Origin of the sequence: Shewanella salipaludis (assembly GCF_012911865.1) — a bacterium.
GTDB lineage: Bacteria > Pseudomonadota > Gammaproteobacteria > Enterobacterales > Shewanellaceae > Shewanella > Shewanella salipaludis.
In genome coordinates this window covers 86,980-105,471 of the sequence record NZ_JAAXYH010000005.1, presented here as the reverse complement: position 1 = coordinate 105,471, position 18,492 = coordinate 86,980, and the positions used below count along the sequence as shown (strand labels likewise).

Annotated in this window: 20 protein-coding genes; 14 read left to right on the top strand and 6 right to left on the bottom strand. The window is 57.6% G+C overall.

The window, feature by feature from the left end; all coding sequences use genetic code 11:
• The first annotated feature begins 145 nt into the window (after window positions 1–145).
• The 8 genes from HC757_RS09225 to HC757_RS09190 all read left to right on the top strand — a co-directional run bounded on the left by HC757_RS09225 (window position 146) and on the right by HC757_RS09190 (window position 6,944).
• Window positions 146–1,114 (top strand): hypothetical protein, encoded by a 969-nt coding sequence (locus tag HC757_RS09225; RefSeq protein WP_169564057.1) that lies wholly within the window; start codon window positions 146–148, stop codon window positions 1,112–1,114.
• Window positions 1,115–1,128: 14 nt separating this feature from the next.
• Window positions 1,129–2,028, top strand: coding sequence for a DUF350 domain-containing protein (locus tag HC757_RS09220; protein WP_169564056.1), 900 nt, complete (start codon window positions 1,129–1,131; stop codon window positions 2,026–2,028).
• A gap of 4 nt (window positions 2,029–2,032) precedes the next feature.
• Window positions 2,033–3,772 (top strand): polyamine aminopropyltransferase, encoded by a 1,740-nt coding sequence (locus HC757_RS09215; protein ID WP_169564055.1) that lies wholly within the window; start codon window positions 2,033–2,035, stop codon window positions 3,770–3,772.
• 78 nt (window positions 3,773–3,850) lie between these two features.
• Entirely contained in the window at window positions 3,851–4,264 is a 414-nt protein-coding gene (locus HC757_RS09210) for a YjfI family protein (RefSeq protein WP_169564054.1), read from the top strand.
• Between the two features lie 11 nt (window positions 4,265–4,275).
• Window positions 4,276–4,965, top strand: coding sequence for a PspA/IM30 family protein (locus HC757_RS09205; RefSeq protein ID WP_169564053.1), 690 nt, complete (start codon window positions 4,276–4,278; stop codon window positions 4,963–4,965).
• Window positions 4,966–4,980: 15 nt separating this feature from the next.
• Complete coding sequence (locus HC757_RS09200; protein WP_169564052.1) at window positions 4,981–5,634, top strand: hypothetical protein; 654 nt, start codon at window positions 4,981–4,983, stop codon at window positions 5,632–5,634.
• 48 nt (window positions 5,635–5,682) lie between these two features.
• Window positions 5,683–6,006: a hypothetical protein gene (locus HC757_RS09195; RefSeq protein ID WP_169564051.1), complete on the top strand. Its 324-nt coding sequence runs from the start codon at window positions 5,683–5,685 to the stop codon at window positions 6,004–6,006.
• 143 nt (window positions 6,007–6,149) lie between these two features.
• Window positions 6,150–6,944 (top strand): ion transporter, encoded by a 795-nt coding sequence (locus tag HC757_RS09190; protein ID WP_169564050.1) that lies wholly within the window; start codon window positions 6,150–6,152, stop codon window positions 6,942–6,944.
• Between the two features lie 6 nt (window positions 6,945–6,950).
• Here HC757_RS09190 and HC757_RS09185 read toward each other — a convergent pair whose 3' ends face one another.
• Together HC757_RS09185 and HC757_RS09180 are read right to left on the bottom strand one after the other, a co-directional pair.
• Window positions 6,951–7,412 carry an acyloxyacyl hydrolase gene (locus tag HC757_RS09185; RefSeq protein WP_342343059.1) on the bottom strand — a complete coding sequence of 154 codons (462 nt, stop codon included), beginning with the start codon at window positions 7,410–7,412 and terminating at the stop codon, window positions 6,951–6,953.
• A gap of 371 nt (window positions 7,413–7,783) precedes the next feature.
• Window positions 7,784–7,987, bottom strand: coding sequence for a YheV family putative zinc ribbon protein (locus HC757_RS09180; protein ID WP_169564048.1), 204 nt, complete (start codon window positions 7,985–7,987; stop codon window positions 7,784–7,786).
• A gap of 210 nt (window positions 7,988–8,197) precedes the next feature.
• Here HC757_RS09180 and HC757_RS09175 point away from each other — a divergent pair, with 210 nt between their 5' ends.
• Both HC757_RS09175 and HC757_RS09170 read left to right on the top strand, forming a co-directional pair.
• Complete coding sequence (locus HC757_RS09175) at window positions 8,198–10,102, top strand: ABC transporter ATP-binding protein (protein WP_169564047.1); 1,905 nt, start codon at window positions 8,198–8,200, stop codon at window positions 10,100–10,102.
• Between the two features lie 77 nt (window positions 10,103–10,179).
• Window positions 10,180–10,626 carry a TIGR02444 family protein gene (locus HC757_RS09170; protein WP_169564046.1) on the top strand — a complete coding sequence of 149 codons (447 nt, stop codon included), beginning with the start codon at window positions 10,180–10,182 and terminating at the stop codon, window positions 10,624–10,626.
• Between the two features lie 31 nt (window positions 10,627–10,657).
• Here the strand turns inward: HC757_RS09170 and HC757_RS09165 are convergent, their stop codons facing one another.
• Together HC757_RS09165 and HC757_RS09160 are read right to left on the bottom strand one after the other, a co-directional pair.
• Entirely contained in the window at window positions 10,658–12,283 is a 1,626-nt protein-coding gene (locus HC757_RS09165; RefSeq protein ID WP_169564045.1) for a GMC family oxidoreductase, read from the bottom strand.
• A gap of 41 nt (window positions 12,284–12,324) precedes the next feature.
• Entirely contained in the window at window positions 12,325–12,834 is a 510-nt protein-coding gene (locus tag HC757_RS09160; RefSeq protein WP_169564044.1) for a TAT leader-containing periplasmic protein, read from the bottom strand.
• A gap of 139 nt (window positions 12,835–12,973) precedes the next feature.
• On the opposite strand from HC757_RS09160, the gene HC757_RS09155 reads away from it, so the two are divergent.
• The 3 genes from HC757_RS09155 to HC757_RS09145 all read left to right on the top strand — a co-directional run bounded on the left by HC757_RS09155 (window position 12,974) and on the right by HC757_RS09145 (window position 15,160).
• Entirely contained in the window at window positions 12,974–13,957 is a 984-nt protein-coding gene (locus HC757_RS09155) for a hydrolase (protein WP_169564043.1), read from the top strand.
• Window positions 13,941–14,186, top strand: a complete 246-nt coding sequence (locus HC757_RS09150; RefSeq protein WP_169564042.1) for a YheU family protein — start codon at window positions 13,941–13,943, stop codon at window positions 14,184–14,186. Before HC757_RS09155 ends, HC757_RS09150 begins: the two co-directional genes overlap by 17 nt.
• A 92-nt stretch (window positions 14,187–14,278) precedes the next feature.
• Window positions 14,279–15,160: a phosphoribulokinase gene (locus tag HC757_RS09145; protein ID WP_169564041.1), complete on the top strand. Its 882-nt coding sequence runs from the start codon at window positions 14,279–14,281 to the stop codon at window positions 15,158–15,160.
• A gap of 44 nt (window positions 15,161–15,204) precedes the next feature.
• On the opposite strand, the gene HC757_RS09140 is transcribed toward HC757_RS09145, so the two are convergent.
• Complete coding sequence (locus HC757_RS09140) at window positions 15,205–15,984, bottom strand: SEL1-like repeat protein (RefSeq protein ID WP_169564040.1); 780 nt, start codon at window positions 15,982–15,984, stop codon at window positions 15,205–15,207.
• Window positions 15,985–16,239: 255 nt separating this feature from the next.
• Here HC757_RS09140 and crp point away from each other — a divergent pair, with 255 nt between their 5' ends.
• Window positions 16,240–16,875, top strand: coding sequence for a cAMP-activated global transcriptional regulator CRP (gene crp, locus HC757_RS09135; protein WP_169564039.1), 636 nt, complete (start codon window positions 16,240–16,242; stop codon window positions 16,873–16,875).
• A gap of 151 nt (window positions 16,876–17,026) precedes the next feature.
• Here crp and astD read toward each other — a convergent pair whose 3' ends face one another.
• A complete protein-coding gene (gene astD, locus HC757_RS09130) occupies window positions 17,027–18,487 on the bottom strand; it encodes a succinylglutamate-semialdehyde dehydrogenase (RefSeq protein WP_169564038.1) in 1,461 nt (486 codons plus the stop codon).
• Window positions 18,488–18,492 lie beyond the last annotated feature (5 nt).

Sequence of the window (18,492 nt, the reverse complement as noted above, 5' to 3'; positions counted from 1 at the left end):
GTCGCATCCGGCAATGAACTCAGTTTGGCTTAAGCCTTTCATATGTTGCGTTAAAGGGTACTATAACCCAAGCGTCAGGCATATTGGCCGCAAAGAATATTCTTGCGTCTCCCTTAAGCCAACTCAAACCTAATTTGGAGAAAACATGGCAGGAATGCTACCCCGTATTCTCACAGTGCTGCTCTGTTCCGTCAGTCTGCTGCTCAGCGGCTGTGGCGATGACAGACCGGAGCAAATCCTCAAATACCAACAGCTCACCCAACAACGCCTGGATACCCTGGGCAAGATGCTGGATGAGGGCCAGGTGCGCAATGCCAATTTGCTGCGCCAATACACCCAGTTGCTGCGCCAGCAAAAGCCGGAGCTGGCGCCACTGCTGGAGGAATTGGCCAAGGATGCGACCCGCTCAGGTCCCATGTATGGCTCGCTGCAACGCCGGCTGGAGGAGTCCCGCAACGCCGCCAACTTCGTCGACGTGGCGCAGCAGCTGAGCGAGGCGGAAAATCTGTATCAGGCCGCCGATCCCAGTCTGTATAACGATATCCTGTCCGATCCCGTCAACGTGGTCGCCGACATGTCCGGCGGCAGCCTGAGTCGGGTCAATGCCATCAGCCGCGAGGCGGCCGCGCTCGCCAACGGCGCGGAAGACTTCGGTCCGGGTAGCCAACTGGTTGGCAACCCGGCCTATGGCAACTGGCAAACCAATTCGAGCGGCACCTCCTTCTGGGCCTGGTACGGCATGTATTCCATGTTCTCCAACATATTCCATAGACCCATATATTACGACCGTTGGTCGGATCGCCGGGGTTACAGCTACTACAACGACGTTGGCCGCTACCGCTATACCTCGCCCAAACAGGCGAGCGCCCAGACCCAGACCTATGAGCGCACCAAGAAGCAGTTCAACGCCCAGGGCAAAAACTTCGACAGCCCCTATGCCAAACCGCGCAGCGGTGCCAGCAGCCTATCCAGGGCCAGCAGCAGTGTCCCCAAGGCCAGCAGCACAGGCATGAGCAGCAAGAGCGGCAGCGGCTTTCGTTCCAACTATGCCAAAGACAGCAGTTTTCGTAACTCCAGCAACCGTACCACCCGCGGTGTGCGCCGGGGCAAGTAATTAAAGGATTTCCCATGACATTATTTCAGGATTTCGGTATCACCCAGGAACTGGCCATCATATTGGCGATAGATCTGACCATAGCGGTCGCCCTGTTAACCTTGATGCGCTACCTGCAGGGCTGGAGCATCAAGGTCAACAGCTCGGCCGAACTGGCCGAGCGCGACAACTTCGCCTTCGGCATCAGCACAGCGGGTGCCGTCGCCGCCCTGGGGATAGTGCTTACCGGCGCCATCACGGGCGCCGCCGCCTCCTCCTATCTCATCGAAGCCATAGGCATGAGCGCCTACGGCCTGTTCGGTCTGGTGTTGATCAAACTCGGCCGCTTCCTGCATGACAAGATAGCCCTCAATGAACTGGACAAGAACGCCCAGATCCTCAAGGGCAATATGTCGGTCGCCCTGGTCGATGCCAGTGCCGCCATAGCGACCGCCATCATCATCAGGGCCGTGCTGCTGTGGGCCGAGGACCTGACCCTGGACACCTTCATCGCCATCTTCAGCGCCTTCGCCATCTCGCAACTCATGCTGGTGCTGCTGACCCGATTGAGGGAGATGCGTTATGCCCGCCGCAATCAGGGCGCCTCCATGCAGGCGGCACTGGTGCAGGGACAAATCGCCCTGGCGGTGCGCCACTCCGGCTATATGATCGCCATGGCCCTCAGCTTCAATGCCGCCAGCCATTTCATCCAGTTCAAGCCGACGGCGCATGTCAGCAACCTGCTCGGTTGGCTGCTGTTTTCCGTGTTGATGCTGATCGCCCTGACACTGCTGATCGGCCTGGTGAAGAAGCTGGTGTTGGCGCGGATCAATCTGGCTGCGGAAGTGGAGCATCAGCAAAACCTGGGCATAGCCACGGTCGAGCTGGCCATCAGTTTGGCCATCGCCCTGGTCCTCACCGCCCTGATGGCTTAACCCCATGGCAAACCAAGAGGCAAGCACAGGGCCGACACAGAGTCCCGGAGTCACGCCCGTCAAGTTGGGCTGGCTCGATGACGCCCTGCTGCTGGGGATAATGGCGGTGCTCGCCGCCTGCGGCCTGATCTACGAGTATCTGTTGTCCCACTACGCCGGCCGGATCCTCGGCGCGTTAGAGGCCGCCATCTACACCATGATAGGCCTGATGATAGTCTCCATGGGACTGGGCGCCTTCGCCGCCCGCAAGATACGCTGCGCCTTTACCGGCTTCGCCCTGCTCGAACTGACCGTTGCCCTGTGTGGCGCACTGGCGATTCTGCTCACCGCCGCCGTCATAGGCTTGGGTCAGCAACTGCCGTTATTCATCGCCAACACCCTGGGCTTGCCACCGGATCAACTGCCCGATGGCGGCTTCATCGGCCACCTGCAAAGGCTCAGCGAATACCTGCCCTATGTCTGGGGCGTGCTGCTGGGATTGATGATAGGCATGGAGATCCCGCTGATCGCCAGAGTGCGCCAGTCCCTGTCCGATGAGCATCTGCTGCATAATGCCGGCACCATCTATGGCGCCGACTACATAGGCGCCGGGATAGGCGCGGCGCTCTGGGTCGGCTTCATGCTGGCGCTGGATATTCAGCTGGCCGCGGCCCTCACCGCCAGCTTCAACCTGTTGGCCGGCTACCTGTTCATCTGGCGTTTCCGGCATAAGATCCGCCGGGTGGGCCTGATACTCACGGGTCACCTGCTGGCCACGGCGCTGTTGCTCCTGCTCGCGCTGCAGGGACCCAAGTGGGAGCAGGATTTCAACAATCTGCTCTACAAGGATAAGGTGGTCTACGCCCAGGCGACCCGCTTCCAACAACTGACCTTTACCGAGCGACTGCGTGGCCATGGCCTGCCTCCCGTGTATAACCTCTACATCAATGGTCGTTTGCAGTTTTCCAGCAGTGATGAGCACATCTACCACGCCTTCCTGGTGCACCCCACCCTTGCGGCCAGCGCCCGGCATGACAAGGTGTTGATCATTGGTGGCGGCGATGGTTTGGGCCTCAGGCAGGTCCTGAAGTGGCAGCCAGAGGCCGTGACCCTGCTGGATCTCGATGCCGAGCTCATCCGCATATTCAAGGGCAGGAACGATGAGCTGCCGCCACGCCTGAGTCGCGCCTTGCTGGCATTGAACGGCGATGCCCTCAACGATGCCAGAGTGAGGATAATCAACGACGATGCCTTCAACGGGGTCGACCGACTGCTGGCCGCGGACGAGAAATACGATGCCATCATAGTCGACCTGCCCGACCCCAGCCATCCGGATCTCAACAAGCTGTATTCGGACTACTTCTACCGCAAGCTCAAGGAACTGCTGAGCGCAGATGGCGCCATCACAGTGCAGTCCACCTCGCCCTATCACGCCAGAAATGCCTTCATTTCTGTGGGCAAGACCCTGGGCAGTGCAGGTTTCAGCGTCAGCCAGTACCATCATAATGTGCCCAGCTTCGGCGAATGGGGCTGGAGCATGGGGACGGTGGCGGGCAAAGATGCCAGGCAGAGGTTGAGCGCCCTGGCGACATTGCCGGTCGAGGATGCCTGGTTGACCCCGGGACTCATCCGCGGCGCCCTCGAGTTTCCCGGTAATTTTTACCAGGATGCAGACAGCATTCGGGTCAATGAAATAGGCTCCCTGAACCTGTATCACTACCACCTTAAAGCCTGGTCAGAAAGTCAGGGATTGGAACTTTTCTAACAGACGCAGATAGCGCTTGACATATTATGTCTCGATGCTATCTTTAACCGCAGACATAATATGTCATAGAGGACAAATATGAATATCCATACGATTGCCAATCACCTCAACGCCCTGGGTGACAACAGCCAGACAGGTTTGAGATTCGATTGTTATCCCATTGATGGTGAAGTGGAAGTCTTACAGGTCAATGTGGTTGGACGGGAAGAGATCCCTGTGTTTGTTTCAGTCACGGATAACCAGATCCTCTGCATCAGTTATCTGTGGGGCGAAGCCGAGGTAAACCAGGAGCGCAGGGCCGAGATGTTCGAGGCCATGTTGGAACTCAACATTCCTATGCCACTGTCAGCCTTTGCAAAAATTGATGATAAATACGTGGTTTACGGCGCACTGTCGCTGCACTCCAGCATGCAGGAAATAGAACAGGAGTTATCTGTGTTATCCGATAACTGCCTCGAAGTCATAGACGAAATGGTCGACTATCTTAACTAAGGAGCCACATCATGGGCATACTCAATAAAATTCTGACAGCGTTTCGCGGCGGTGCCACCGAAGTTGGCCAAAGCATAGTTGACGCCAACTCCACCCGCATCTTCGAACAGGAAATCCGCGATGCCGAGAAACACCTGACCAAGGCCAAGCGGGAACTGACGGATGTGATGGCCAAGGAAATGCAAGCCAGTCGTGAGATCGAACGCCTGAAACGCAGCATAGCCGAGCATGAAGGCTATGCCACTCAGGCATTGGACAAAGGCAACGAAGCCCTGGCGATCGAAGTGGCCGAGAAGATAGCCCAACTGGATCAGGAACTGGCCGAGCAGCAGAGCGCCAACGACAGCTTCTCCGCCCATGCGGCGCGGCTGAAAGATCTGGTCAAGAAGACAGAACGTCAGCTGAGCGATTACCAGCGCCAGCTGTCTATGGTGAAGACCACTGAGAGCGTGCAGAAAGCCACCGCGACCATCACAGATTCTTTCGCCTCGAGCAACTCCAAGCTGCTGAACGCCAAAGATTCACTGGAGCGCATCAAGGCCCGCCAGCAGCAGTTTGACGATCGTCTCAAGGCGGCGGAAACCTTGGCCGAAGAAAACAGCGATAAGTCGCTGCAGTCGAAATTGGCCGAGGCCGGCATAGGCGAGCAAAAATCCAATGCCAATGCCGTGCTGGATCGCATCAAGGCACGCAAGGGCTAATCTAAGGAGTAACACATGGGATTTTTCCGTGGCCTGTTTGGCAAACAGGAAGCCCCCAAGCGTCGGCTCGCCCATCCCTCGGAGCTGCTCGAAGGCGACATGATCGCCCTCGATGACAGCTTCGCCTTGCCCGGGCAATTGCGCGGGCAACAGCTGAGGGTCGAGGCTGTGCATACCTATGAGTATGAAACAATGCAAGAAACCGAGTGGCTGCTCAAGGGTCACAGTGGAGACAGCATCTATCTGTCGCTGGAACAGGATGATGAGCCCAGGTTGGCCTTTTCCATCAAGATCAACCGCAGCACGGTCGAGCAACTGTTCGATCTCGATGCCTTCAGCGAGCTGTTCGAGGAACCTGGCAGGGCCGAGCTTACCACCAAGGAACTGAGCGGCGAGGCCGCGGCGCGTTTCGATTCATGGCTGGGCAAGCAATACCACCAGACGAGTTTCGCCGAATTCGGCTATTTTCACCGCCAGGACTATCGCGGCCAGAAGCCGCCTCAGGATGCCGATGGCGCCACAGGTGAGCCCTTCGAGGCCTACGAACTGCTCGATGAGCAGGAAACCCGCGCCATAGAGGTGGAAGTCTATCAGGGCGGCGACACGGATGTGATGCTGACCCTGTATCGTCCCTTGAGTGACATACGTGAATATTGGCCCGCAGCTTAAGCCTGGGAGCCGGAGCCCGAATCAGTACTGCCTGGAGAAGATTGCGGCATGAGTAAACATCCATTACCGGAAAAATGGCTGAAGAATCAACAAGCGGCCAAGGCGACTCAGGTCGCCTTCGACCTGGATGAGAAGTTTCAATACTCGATCCGCAAGGCCGCACTCGACGCAGGAGTCAGCCCCTCGGATCAGATCCGCACCATACTCGGACTCTCGGTCGCCAAACGCCCCAAACGTCCCAGGCTGACTGTGTCCCTCAGCGCCGAAGATTATCTGCTGCTGGCAGAAAAATATGGCCTGGCCGCCGATGCCCAACTGGAAATCAAGAAACGTGTGTTGGACGACCTGGTGCATTTCGTCGACAAGAACTGAGCCTCAAGCCAAACCTCAGTGCCTGACGTCCGAGCCGGGCACTGTCGACGCCAGGCATTTACACTCAAGCGCAAGTCTTTTACCCTGTTGGGATGAGCGACCCCACCCATCGCCACGGACCCAATAACAGGATTTTGCCAAGCATGACGGAAAAAACTCGCTGGTCTCTGCGGACCCTGAGCGGCCCAAAACCCTTCGAACTGGCCATGATGCTGCTCTCCCTCATGTCTGTGATAGTGGTGCTGGTCATGACGTTCGCGCCGCTGGACACAGAGACCAGCAGGCTGCTCTTCTTCATAGATACAGGTATATGCCTGATTTTTCTTACCAATTTTTCCGTAGGTTTATTCCAGGCACACAGCAAGTCCTACTACTTCAAGTTGCATTGGATAGATTTGATTGCCAGCATTCCGGCCATCGAAGCCTTCAGGTTTGCCAGAATATTTCAAATCTTGCGGGTGGTTCGCCTCATACGCATGAGTCGCTCCCTGTTGGTGCCGCTCATCAAGCAACGCCAGCAGACTACCCTGGCAAGCCTACTGGTGGCCATGGTGACCATACTGGCCTTCTCCTCCATCATAATACTGATTGTCGAAAGCGGTACCGAGGGCGCCAATATCCAAACGGCGGAACAGGCCATCTGGTGGTCGCTGGTGACCATCTCCACCGTCGGCTATGGCGATTACTACCCGGTCAGCACCGCGGGTCATGTGCTTGGCGGCCTGGTGATCATCAGCGGGGTGAGCTTCTTCGGGGTAATATCAGGTTATATGGCCTCGGTCTTTGTCGCGCCTGAAGAGAGCGAGCGCCTGGATGTTCACGCGGATGAACTCAAGTCGGAGCTGGCGAGGGCACTGCTCAGAATGGAGCAAAATCAGGCGAGCATGATGGCCGAAATCGCCGAGTTGAAACATGCCATCACCAAGCAAGAACACTAGGGTGTATTACCAGCTATATCTGTATGACAGGCTGATGAAGTCCATCCCTGGATTGGGTGAACTCAGACCTGCGTTGGAATAATGCAAGTAGTTCAAGCCTAATCTATGTCTGTCTGCTTCTCCCAGGCGAGTCTCCAATCCGAGACGACTCTCGAATTGGTAATGCGTATCCAGATTGCGGTTGGCGAAGCGGGTCTCCTGCAGCAATGCCAGGCCAACGCCTACCTCAATGAAAACATCCTGATCGGCCAGCGAGCCCAAGGGGTACCTCAATACCGGCGAGCCTGTCAGCAGCCAATTGGTCTCATGCCCCTTCTTACCGTCATAGCCCCAGTAGCCCACACTGGTTTCAAGGGACAACTCTCCCTCTGCCAGCCATGCGGGCAACCAGGCATTCAACAGCCGAGTGTCCGCCTCGTAAGCCAGCTTGACGCCTTCTGTATTCCCATCGCCCCAGACGGCATACACACTCGCCAAGGGCTCAGCCTTGGCGACCGAAAGGGACGAAAGGGGCCAAAGACAAGCCAAACACAATGCCGCTATTTTTTTCATGCTATCTACCCTTGACTGGATTGGCCCGGGCTTTAACGCGGCCCAAGGCATTCTGGACGCTTAGAAACGCAGAAAACTCACAGAAAACAGAGAACCGAATGATGCCGCCACAGGGAGAAAACACGCCTTTCCTCAGTTGTCAGGCGTTGTCAGGCTTGCTACAGCGGACAAATAACAATTTCGGCCCTCGAAGATAGAGTATAGTGGCTAGTCGACGGCTTGCTAAAAAACCATTTGGCATCAGTGCCTCGGAGGCAAAAAACAGGGCTTGGGAAAGCCCGGGGCGCTCAATCCGGCTTGAATACGCCTATCACTGCGCCTGTGGATTTGGCCGCCAGCTTCTCGTCCGTCTGCTGCTCACGGTAATCACACTCGACACACTCTATGGTCTCGACACCGTTTTCTTTGAAAAGCAAGATGCTGTCCTTGGCACCACAGGTGGGGCACTTGGCACCGGCAACGAAACGTTTCTTAATCTTGGTCACTGTCATCTTGGTTCTATCGTCCAGACTGGCAGCCCCGGGGATCAGGGCCTGAATCAGCCTATTTTGCCACAAATCGGCCCGGACCACAGCATAGGAGCCGCGAATGGCGTTTGCCGCGCCTGGGACCAAGTTTTGCTTGGCTTGGGTAGCACAGCCCCACCCATGTGGGCTATCATCTGTGCCCGACGATTTCACGTTCTAACCAAGTTGTAGTCAATGATCAGCATCAACCAAGCACAGTTAATCCGCGGCACCAAGACACTGCTCGACGAGGCCTCGCTCACCATCTATCCCGGCCACAAGGTGGGCTTAGTGGGCGCCAACGGCACGGGCAAGTCTTCCTTGCTGGCGCTGATCTTGGGACAGCTGAGCCTGGATAAGGGCGAGTTCAACCTGCCGGCGGGTTGGCAGATAGCCACTGTGGCCCAGGAAACCCCGGCGCTGGAGGTGTCGGCGCTGGAGTATGTGCTCGATGGTGACAGGGAGTTTCGTGAGCTGGAAACCCAACTTCATGCCGCCCAGGAGCGCAACGATGGTCATGCCATAGCCACCCTGCATGGCAAGCTGGACGCCATAGGAGGTTATGCCATTCGCGCCCGCGCCGCGTCTCTGCTGGCAGGGCTGGGTTTCAGCGAAGTCGAGCAGAGTAACCAGGTCAAGAGCTTCTCCGGCGGCTGGCGCATGCGCCTCAATTTGGCCCAGGCACTGCTATGCCGCTCAGATCTGCTGCTGCTCGATGAACCTACCAACCACTTGGACTTGGATACCATGTATTGGCTCGAAGGTTGGATCAAGTCCTATCAGGGCACACTGATCCTCATCAGCCATGACAGGGACTTCATCGATGCCATAGTCGATGAAATAGTCCATGTGGAAAACTACAGGCTGAACTTCTACAAGGGCAACTACAGCGCCTTCGAACGCATACGTGCCGAACGCATGGCCCAGCAACAAGTGGCCTTCGAACGCCAGCAAAAAGAAAGGGCACACATGCAGTCCTTCGTCGACCGTTTCCGCTACAAGGCCAGCAAGGCCAAACAGGCCCAGAGCCGGCTGAAGGCGCTGGAACGTATGACTGAACTGCTGCCATCCCAGGCCGACAGCCCCTTCTACATGGAATTCCGTGAACCCGATGCCCTGCCCAATCCCCTGGTGACCATGGAGCAAGTGTCGGTCGGCTACACCGACAAGCCGATACTCAAGAGCGTGCATTTGAACCTGGTTCCCGGCGCGCGCATCGGCCTGCTGGGGCGCAACGGCGCAGGTAAATCTACCCTGATCAAACTGCTCTCCGGCCAGCTGGCCCCCATGACGGGCCTGTATCAACCCAATCCAGGGCTGAACATAGGTTATTTCGCCCAGCACCAGATAGAATTTTTACGTCTGGACGATACCCCGCTGCAGCATCTGATGCGCCTGGCCCCCAATGCCAGAGAGCAAGAGCTGCGCAACTTCCTGGGGGGCTTCGGCTTCAACGGCGACATGGCCCTGTCTGCGGTCAGACCCTTTTCCGGCGGTGAGAAGGCGCGGTTGGTGCTGGCCTTGTTGGTGTGGCAACGCCCCAACCTCCTGTTGCTCGATGAACCGACCAACCATTTGGATCTCGAGATGCGCCATGCCCTGACCATGGCATTGCAAACCTTCGAAGGCGCCATGGTGATAGTGTCCCATGACAGGCATCTGTTGCGACTGAGCTGCAGCGACTACTACCTGGTCGACAATGGCACTGTCGCGAGTTTCGACGGCGATCTGGATGATTACCACCAGTGGCTGCTCGATGCCGCCAAGGCCGCGGGTCAAACCGGCGATCCCCTGGAGGCCAAACCGGCCCAGGACAAGAAGCAGCAGAAACGCCTCGAGGCCGAGCTGAGACAGAAGGTCTCGCCGCTGAAGAAGCAGCAGGCCAAGCTGGAAACCGAGCAGCAGAAGATCGGCGCCCGGCTCGCGGAGCTGGAACATATGCTGGCGGATACCAGCCTGTATGACGCCGAGAATAAGGCACGCATGACCCAGGTACTGAATGAGCGCACCCAGCTGACCCAAGCCCTGGAAGAGAGTGAAATGGCCTGGCTGGAACTGCAGGAAAGCATAGAGGTAATAGAACAGGAAACCTTCGCCTGATTAAAGGTTTATCTCCGAAGCCAACTTCTCTATCATGGTATTAATGGATATTTAGGCCAAGCGAAGGGAAATGGATTTTGGGAAAAAAGACGCAGTATGATCCTGCCTTATGGCAAGAATGCGAACAGGCTTATGCCCGGCATGGCGCCCTATGCCTCACACTGCAGGACAGCCACGGGGTTAATGTCAACTTGCTGCTCCTGGCCAGGCAGCTGGATCTGTGCGGTGTTTGGCTCGCACCGGCCCAATGGCAGACGCTGCAGCAACAGATAGCCCACTGGGAACAGAGCCTGTTGTTACCCTATAGGCAATTACGCCGGCTGGCCAAGTCACACTTGCTCGAGGCCGAATATCAACAGATGCTGGCGCTCGAGCTGATGCTGGAACGCAAATCACAGCGCCTGATCCTCCATAAGCTCAATCAGCTGACACCCGAAGGCACGCAGACCAATCTATCCTCCTACCTGGGCCTGTTCGGGCTGGATGCCGGCACATATCCAGAGCTGAGTCCTGAGACCGCCTAGCCGCACCAGCCTACCCGCACTTATAGCCGCATCAATGGCCGCGCACGTCGGCCGGCACAGCTTTAGCCGGCTCTGGCCTTAGGCGTTTGGCCAGGGCACTGGCATTACGGGCCACTATGGCATAGATGGACAGTTGCGGGTTGGCCCCCAGGCTGGTGGGAAAAATGGAGCCATCCATCACGGACAGGTTCTCCAGATAATGCGACTGGCCCCAGCTGTCGACCATGGCCTGTGTCTTATCTTCGCCGAAGGCGCAGCCCCCCATCACATGGGCCGATGCCACCGGGGTCTTCAGCGGTGCCAATGTCATAGTGGCGATCGCCTGCTTCGCCTCGGCCCAGGAGTTCAGATAGCCCATGCCTTCGCTGATAGGCAACACCTTGCGGGCACCGGCGGCAAACTGCAACTCGGCCATGCTGGCAAATGCCCGCCGCGCCGCGCGCCAGAAGCCATCATCCAGGGGGTAATCCAGCTCATAGCCGCTGCGGGTCAGGCGCACCTGTCCACCCCGACTCTGCTCATGAAAACCGTCGCGCACCAGGGCGATAGTCACCTGTAATTGATTGAATTGCGCCATCAGCTCAGCATGACTGCTGCCATAGCCCAAGGTCTTGGAGGCGATGAGCACGGGATGAATGGGTGGCACCTCCAGCTTATAGCCCAGCTCCCCCGCCGCGCCATGCTGCCAGACAAACTGATCCGAATAGATGGACTGAGGCGCACCGCTGTGGCCGTTGATGGCCTCATTGAACAATGCCCCGGACAATAGGCTCGGATGCAAGAAGGTGCGTTTGCCCAAAAGCTCATGGGGATCGACGGCGCCCGAGCGCAGCAGCAAGGCCGGAGTATGGATGGCGCCGGCGCTGAGAATATAATGTCTGGCCTTGAACATGAGCGCCACCCCAGACGGCTTGCCGGCGCTGTCGAGCGCTTCGGCCTTCAAGGCGTAAACCTTATCCTTATGCTGTTCTATCTTGACGACCCGGACGCCGCTCAGCAGCTGGGCCCCGGCCTGCAACGCCGCCGGGATGCAGGTCACCAGCATGGATTGCTTGGCGTTCACCGGGCAGCCCATGCCACAGTAACCCGTGTTCCAGCAGCCACTGACATTGCGTTTGATGTGGGTGTAATCCCAGCCAAGGGCGATGCAACCCTGCTTGAGGGCGGCATTATTGCGGTTGGGTTCATACTGCCATTCGTGGACATTCAGTCGCCGCTCCATGCGTTCGAACCAGGGGGCGAGACTCGCGCCCGACAAGCCGGCGACCCCTTTATGCCCAGCCCAAAAGTCCAGGGTCGCTTCCGGCGTGCGGATGCAGGTAGTCCAGTTGATCGTGGTCGAGCCGCCGACGGCCCGACCCTGAAACAGGCTGATGCCCTTGTCGGCGGTCTTCATGGCCGCGGCCTGCTGATAGAGATCCGGATAGGCGCGGCGCTCCTCCATGTTGAAGTCGCTGGAAGATTTGAGCGGGCCCGCTTCCAGCAAGATGACCTGCAATCCCGCCTGGGTGAGGATCTCGGCCGCCACACCGCCGCCGGCGCCCGAGCCCACTATCACCACATCGGCTTCGAACAGCCTGTCTTGCTTCAGGGTACCCGCATCCAGGTGTTGCCAACCTGCGGCAAGCCCTGCGCTAATAGGATCTTCAATCACCAATCGGGCACCTCCCGGTGCAAACAATCATCTCGGTCATCATGCTATTGGGCCCCATCGAACAGCCTGGGTTTGGCATAATGCAGCCTGGCCCAATGCTCGGGACAGGCATAGAAACTGGCCATCACCAGCTCCCTCAGCCCCTGATAGGCAGTCACCAGCAGATCCACATAACTGGTACGCCAGCGTTCCAGCATCTGGATAAGCTCGCTCGGCGATCTCAACATCAGCGGAGTCAGGCTGCCGGTCAGCAGCAACAGGCCCAGCTGGGCTTCCAGCAAGCCGAACAAGTGTTGCAGCTCCTGTTGCTGATGGGAGGGCAGCACGGCCATAGAGGCGGCGATAGCCTCCTGAGTGCGATTCAGCGCCTGCAACCTGGGGCCCTCGACCTCGGGCAAGGCGCCGTCGAGAAAAACCGGCAAGAGCACACTCAGCAACACCCTGTGATCCTGATCTGTGTCTATGCCTTCCAACTCAGGCAGATAGAGGTAGCTGCCCAGGGCCAAGGCCGCCGTGCCCGTCAGGGCCGCCAGCAAAAATGTCCGTCGCTCCATGCCCCCTCCCGCCAGTGTCAGACGAATCAACATCTGTGTTACAATGCCGGCCGCGACACTCTCGAGTCGCGGCAATTCAGTTAGCCAATTAAACACACGTTTTAATGTTCGGCAAGCCCCGGGGCATGATTAGCACACAATGAATAAGACATTTTCACCTCCCTGGTGGGCCACCAGCCCCCACGTACAGACAATACTGCCTCTGCTGACCAAGGTGGCCGGCCCACGCCTGCGCAGGGAAAGGCTCGAGCTGAGCGACGGTGACTTCATCGATCTTGACTGGCAAGGCGAGCCAAGCCAGGGACGGCCGATACTGGTGATCATTCATGGTCTGGAAGGCAGTGCCCAGTCCCATTATGCCAGACGCCTGCTCCAGGCCTGTGCCGCGCTGCAGCTGTGCGCCCTGGTGCATCATCACAGGAGCTGCTCAGGGGAACCCAATCGCCTCGGCCGCAGCTATCACAGCGGTGACACGGCAGATCTCGCCTTCAACCTGGCACGACTCAAAGCACGCTTCCCCGACTCGCCCCTGTATGCCGTGGGTTACAGTCTCGGCGGCAACGTGCTGGCCAAGTATCAGGGTGAGACCCACAGCGCCAGCCTGTTGACGCGCGCCGTGGTGGTCTCTGCGCCCCTGCAACTGGCGGCCTGTGCCAAACGGCTGGAAAAAGGCTTCTCCAAGCTGTATCAAGGCTATCTCATCAAACAATTACAACAGAAGCTCAGGGCCAAGCTGGCCGATCCCAAGCTGAGTAATAGCATGCCTGTGGCCGATACCCAGGTCGACGAACTCTCCAGCTTCTATCGCTTCGACGATAAGGTCACGGCCCCCCTGCATGGCTTCAGCGGAGCCGATGATTATTACCAGCGTGCCAGCGGCATGGCCTTTCTCGCCAACATAGCCAGCCCAACGCTCATCATCCACGCCAGGGACGATCCCTTCATGACCGAAGCCGTGATCCCCAGCCGCCACCAGCTGTCGGCGGCGGTAGAATATGAGTTGCACCACCACGGCGGCCACGTAGGTTTCATCCAGGGGGGCAGCCCCTGGAAACCGCGCTTCTATCTCGAAGGGCGGATCATGCAATTTTTAACCGGAGAAGATCATGCTGGTACCCTATGAAGCACTGAGCCAATTGCCGAGCGAGACCCTGGACAGCCTGATGCGCGAGTATCTGCTGACCCAGGTAGAAGACGGCAGCTTCGCCAACCTGGGCGAAGAGGAAATTCTGGCGGCGCTGGCCCAATGTCGCCAGGCACTCAAACAGGGGAAACTGTTGGTGGAATACAGCGAAGAAGACGAGAGCATCGCCATTCGCCATCATGATCAGGTCGCCAAAGCACAGGATTGACCTCGGCTATAAAATTACCGTATAACTAGGGCCTTAACACTCGATACCATTTCAGTGCAGCGGCGCTTTTCAGTTTCCAACGGGTAGGAAAAATGTCAGCAAAACACCCCATCATTGCCGTTACAGGCTCATCAGGTGCAGGAACGACCACCACAACCACAGCCTTCAGCCATATCTTTCGCCAATTGGGGATCAATGCCGCCTTCGTCGAAGGTGACAGCTTTCATCATTTCACCCGCGCCGAAATGGAAGTCATGATACGCAAGTCTGAGGCCGCCAACCGTAACCTGAGTTATTTCGGCCCTGAGGCCAACAACTTCGACCGGCTCGAGCAATGCTTTCGGGATTATGGCGCCACAGGCCAGGGCGAGACCCGCAGCTACCTGCACACCTTCGATGAGGCGGTGCCCTTCAATCAGATGCCGGGCACCTTCACCCAATGGCGCCCGCTGCCGGCCAATACCGACATGCTCTATTACGAAGGCTTGCATGGCGGCGTCGTCACCCCGGAGAGCAATGTCGCCCAGCATGTGGACTTGCTTATCGGCATGGTGCCGATAGTCAACCTGGAGTGGATCCAGAAAATTATCCGTGACACCTCGGAGCGGGGCCATAGCAGGGAAAAGGTCATGGGCTCGATAGTGCGCAGCATGGACGATTACATCCAGCATATGACGCCGCAGTTTTCCCGCACCCACATCAACTTCCAGCGGGTGCCGACGGTCGATACCTCCAACCCCTTCAGTGCCAAGGACATCCCCAGCCTGGATGAGAGCTTCGTGGTGATCCGCTTTCGCGGCATGGATAATGTCGACTTCCCCTACTTCCTGCGCATGATCCAGGGATCTTTCATGTCCAGGGTCAATACCCTGGTGGTACCCGGCGGCAAGATGTCACTGGCGATGGAATTGATTTTAACGCCACTGATCAAAGAGCTGATGGATAAGCGCCAACAACTGCACTCAGGAGAATGAATAACCTCGGCCCGGACCGCCGGTGACGGCCCAGGCTGCAGGCATTAATCCGTCAAGGGGAAGACTTCCCGAAAGGCACGCCGCTGCTGATACATGCTCAAACGTGATTCAAACTCCTGGGTATCGGCGGCGGTCGACTGCTGTTTCAACGCCTGAATCGCCTTCTCCTGGGTGGCAATGGCGGCATTGAAGTCACCGCTTTCGGCGTAGGCGGCGGCGAGGTTATCCAGATGGGTAGGATCCTCTTGATCATGCCGCAGCAGCTCTAATGCCAATGCCACTGCCCTGTCACCGTTACGGTATTCGGCCTCGGGACAGGTGGCCAAGATCCAGGCGACATTGCCCAAGGCGATGTCATCGCCAGCGGCACTGAAGTGCTCGACGGCCTTGCCGCAATTGCGCCGCACCCCATCGCCACCCGAGGCATAGATGAACCCCAGCCTGAACTGAGCCCACTTATGGCCCTGCTGGCCGAGCTGCCGATACCAGTGCTCGGCCGCCGCCAGGTCCCGCGGCACCAACTTGCCCTCGAAGGCGATATCGGCCAACGTTTGCTGGGCTTTGACATGCTGCTGCTTTGCCGCCTCGGTCACCCACTGCATGCCCAAGTCGCTGTCCTGCACCACGAAGCGGCCGGACAGGTACATCAAGCCGAGTAGAAATTGCGCCTCGGCTTCCCCTTGCGTCGCCTGTAACTGGATATGCGCCAGCTTGCTGGCCGCCCGCTCCCTGACGGGTTGCGGGATAGAAAATGCGTTTGCCGCCGAACTCAGCCCCAACGAAAGACCCAGCCCAAGCCCCATGATCCACTGCCTGTACTTCACAGCTTGCCCCCTAAAAATCGAAAACTACTGGCAGTTAGCCAGAATTGCATCCATAAGTCGAGCCCGGAGCCGGCTCGGCACGGATAAAATGTTGACATGTAATGTTAAAACCGCACAATGAGCCCAGATAGCTAGGATAGGACAGTCCCCGTCTACTTGACCCAAACTAGACCTATATCAAGGTTTTAACGGAAAGTTTGACCTAGAATGCACAATTAATATTATTCTTATGAGTTAATCCATCGAGGAATCACCATGGCGCTGATCGGTAAGCCTAAACCAGACCCTACACTGGAATGGTTTCTGTCACACTGTCACATCCACAAATACCCGGCCAAGAGCACCCTTATCCACGTAGGTGCAGCCTCTGATACCCTTTATTACATAGTCAAAGGCTCTGTGGCGGTATTCATCAAAGACGACGAAGGCAAGGAAATGATCCTTTCCTACCTCAACCAGGGTGACTTCATCGGCGAACTTGGGCTATTCGAAGAACAGGCCGAGCGTACCGCCTCGGTTAGAGCTAAGCAAGCCTGTGAAATAGCGGAGATTTCTTACAAGAAGTTCAAGCAACTTATCCAAGTGAATCCGGAAATCCTGATGAAACTGTCGGCGCAGATGGCTTACCGACTGCATACCACCAGCCAGAAGGTCAGCGATTTAGCTTTCCTCGACGTGGCCGGACGCATAGCCCAGACCTTGCTGCACCTGGCCAAGCAGCCGGATGCCATGACCCACCCCGACGGCATGCAGATCAAGATCACCCGCCAGGAGATAGGCCAGATAGTAGGTTGTTCCCGCGAGACAGTGGGACGTATCCTGAAGATGCTCGAAGAACAGAATCTGATCCAGGCCCACGGCAAGACCATAGTGGTCTACGGCACACGCTAGACTCCCCCGGCCGGCGCCAAGAGGCCATGCCTAAGCCCATAAAAAACGGCGTATTCCACCGAATACGCCGTTTTTTATGGGCTTTGGCTATTTTGGGTACAAAAAAAGGAAGTGCCGTAGCGGCACTTCCTTATTCTCAGTAGCCTTGGGATTACAGGCTCAAGCCTGGGCTCAGGCTGGCCGGCAGGCTGACGGCATCGGCTTCTACCGAAGCCACGGGGTAAGCACAATAATCGGCGGCGTAGAAAGCGCTGGCCCTGTGGTTACCCGAAGCGCCGACGCCACCGAAAGGTGCCGCGCCGGATGCGCCGGTGATCTGCTTGTTCCAGTTGACTATGCCGGCACGAATACGGGCCAGGAAATACTCATAGTCCTCGTGGCTGTCGGCGAGCAGGCCGGCCGACAGGCCATAGCGGGTATCGTTGGCCAGCTTGAGCGCCTGATCGAAATCTGTGTAACGCACCAACTGCAGCAGCGGACCGAAGTATTCCTCGTCAGGCAACTGAGCGACCTCGGTCACATCTATGAGGCCAGGAGAGACCAGACCGGTCCCCGCTTGCAGATGCTTGAGTTCCACCAGAGACACGCCCCCCAGGGATTGCAGCTGCGCCTGCGCCGCGACCATGCCCCTGGCCGCGGTTTCGGAGATCATTGACCCCATAAACGGCTGTGGCTGCATGTTCCAGGCGCCGACCTGGATCCGCTTCACCGCGGCAACCAGTTGCGCTATCAGTTCATCACCCTCGGCGCCCTGCTCTACGTATAGGCGGCGGGCACAGGTGCAACGCTGGCCGGAAGAAATATAAGCCGACTGGATTATGTCGTGTACCGCCGCCTTGATATCGCTCACTCCCTTGATGATCAAGGGATTGTTGCCGCCCATTTCCAGTGCCAGGATCTTGCCTGGGTGACCCGCATATTGCTGATGCAACAGGTGACCCGTGCGTGAACTGCCGGTGAAGAATAAGCCATCGAGCTGAGGGTGGGATGCCAGCGCCTTGCCGGTATCGACTTCGCCCTGAACCAGGTTGAGCACCCCGGCCGGCAAGCCGGCCTTATGCCACAGCTTGAGCATCTCTTCGGCAACCTTAGGGGTCAACTCGGACGGCTTGAATACCACTGTATTCCCCGCCAGCAGCGCCGGCACTATGTGGCCATTGGGCAGATGCCCGGGGAAATTGTAGGGACCGAATACCGCCACCACGCCATGGGGCTTGTGGCGCAATACCGCTCTGCCGGCCGGGGTATCGTTTTCTTCCGTGCCGGTACGTTTCAGGTAGGCCGCCGCAGACAGGCCTATCTTGCCTATCATGGCACCGACCTCTGTGATGGTTTCCCATTGGGGCTTGCCCGTTTCCTGGGCTATGACTTCGGCAAGCTCGGCCTTGTTGGCCTCGAGTTCACTGCGATAGGCCTCGACGATCGCCAGGCGCCGCTCGTAACCCAGCATATACCAATCGAATTGGGCGTTGCGGGCCGCCTCGACGGCCGCATTGACCTGTTCGGCCGTGGCCGCCTGGCCACGCCAGATCACTTCACCGTTGGCAGGATTGATTGAGGTCAACTCATGACCCTTGCCGGCGAGCCACTGACCTTGAATATATTGTGTCATTCTTG

Bases quoted from the DNA above. Each gene is read 5' to 3' on its own strand.
- HC757_RS09225 (WP_169564057.1), top strand. From the start codon at position 146: ATGGCAGGAATGCTACCCCGTATTCTCACAGTGCTGCTCTGTTCCGTC.
- HC757_RS09220 (WP_169564056.1), top strand. From the start codon at position 1,129: ATGACATTATTTCAGGATTTCGGTATCACCCAGGAACTGGCCATCATA.
- HC757_RS09215 (WP_169564055.1), top strand. From the start codon at position 2,033: ATGGCAAACCAAGAGGCAAGCACAGGGCCGACACAGAGTCCCGGAGTC.
- HC757_RS09210 (WP_169564054.1), top strand. From the start codon at position 3,851: ATGAATATCCATACGATTGCCAATCACCTCAACGCCCTGGGTGACAAC.
- HC757_RS09205 (WP_169564053.1), top strand. From the start codon at position 4,276: ATGGGCATACTCAATAAAATTCTGACAGCGTTTCGCGGCGGTGCCACC.
- HC757_RS09200 (WP_169564052.1), top strand. From the start codon at position 4,981: ATGGGATTTTTCCGTGGCCTGTTTGGCAAACAGGAAGCCCCCAAGCGT.
- HC757_RS09195 (WP_169564051.1), top strand. From the start codon at position 5,683: ATGAGTAAACATCCATTACCGGAAAAATGGCTGAAGAATCAACAAGCG.
- HC757_RS09190 (WP_169564050.1), top strand. From the start codon at position 6,150: ATGACGGAAAAAACTCGCTGGTCTCTGCGGACCCTGAGCGGCCCAAAA.
- HC757_RS09180 (WP_169564048.1), bottom strand. From the start codon at position 7,987: ATGACAGTGACCAAGATTAAGAAACGTTTCGTTGCCGGTGCCAAGTGC.
- HC757_RS09175 (WP_169564047.1), top strand. From the start codon at position 8,198: ATGATCAGCATCAACCAAGCACAGTTAATCCGCGGCACCAAGACACTG.
- HC757_RS09160 (WP_169564044.1), bottom strand. From the start codon at position 12,834: ATGGAGCGACGGACATTTTTGCTGGCGGCCCTGACGGGCACGGCGGCC.
- HC757_RS09155 (WP_169564043.1), top strand. From the start codon at position 12,974: ATGAATAAGACATTTTCACCTCCCTGGTGGGCCACCAGCCCCCACGTA.
- HC757_RS09150 (WP_169564042.1), top strand. From the start codon at position 13,941: ATGCTGGTACCCTATGAAGCACTGAGCCAATTGCCGAGCGAGACCCTG.
- HC757_RS09145 (WP_169564041.1), top strand. From the start codon at position 14,279: ATGTCAGCAAAACACCCCATCATTGCCGTTACAGGCTCATCAGGTGCA.
- crp (WP_169564039.1), top strand. From the start codon at position 16,240: ATGGCGCTGATCGGTAAGCCTAAACCAGACCCTACACTGGAATGGTTT.
- astD (WP_169564038.1), bottom strand. From the start codon at position 18,487: ATGACACAATATATTCAAGGTCAGTGGCTCGCCGGCAAGGGTCATGAG.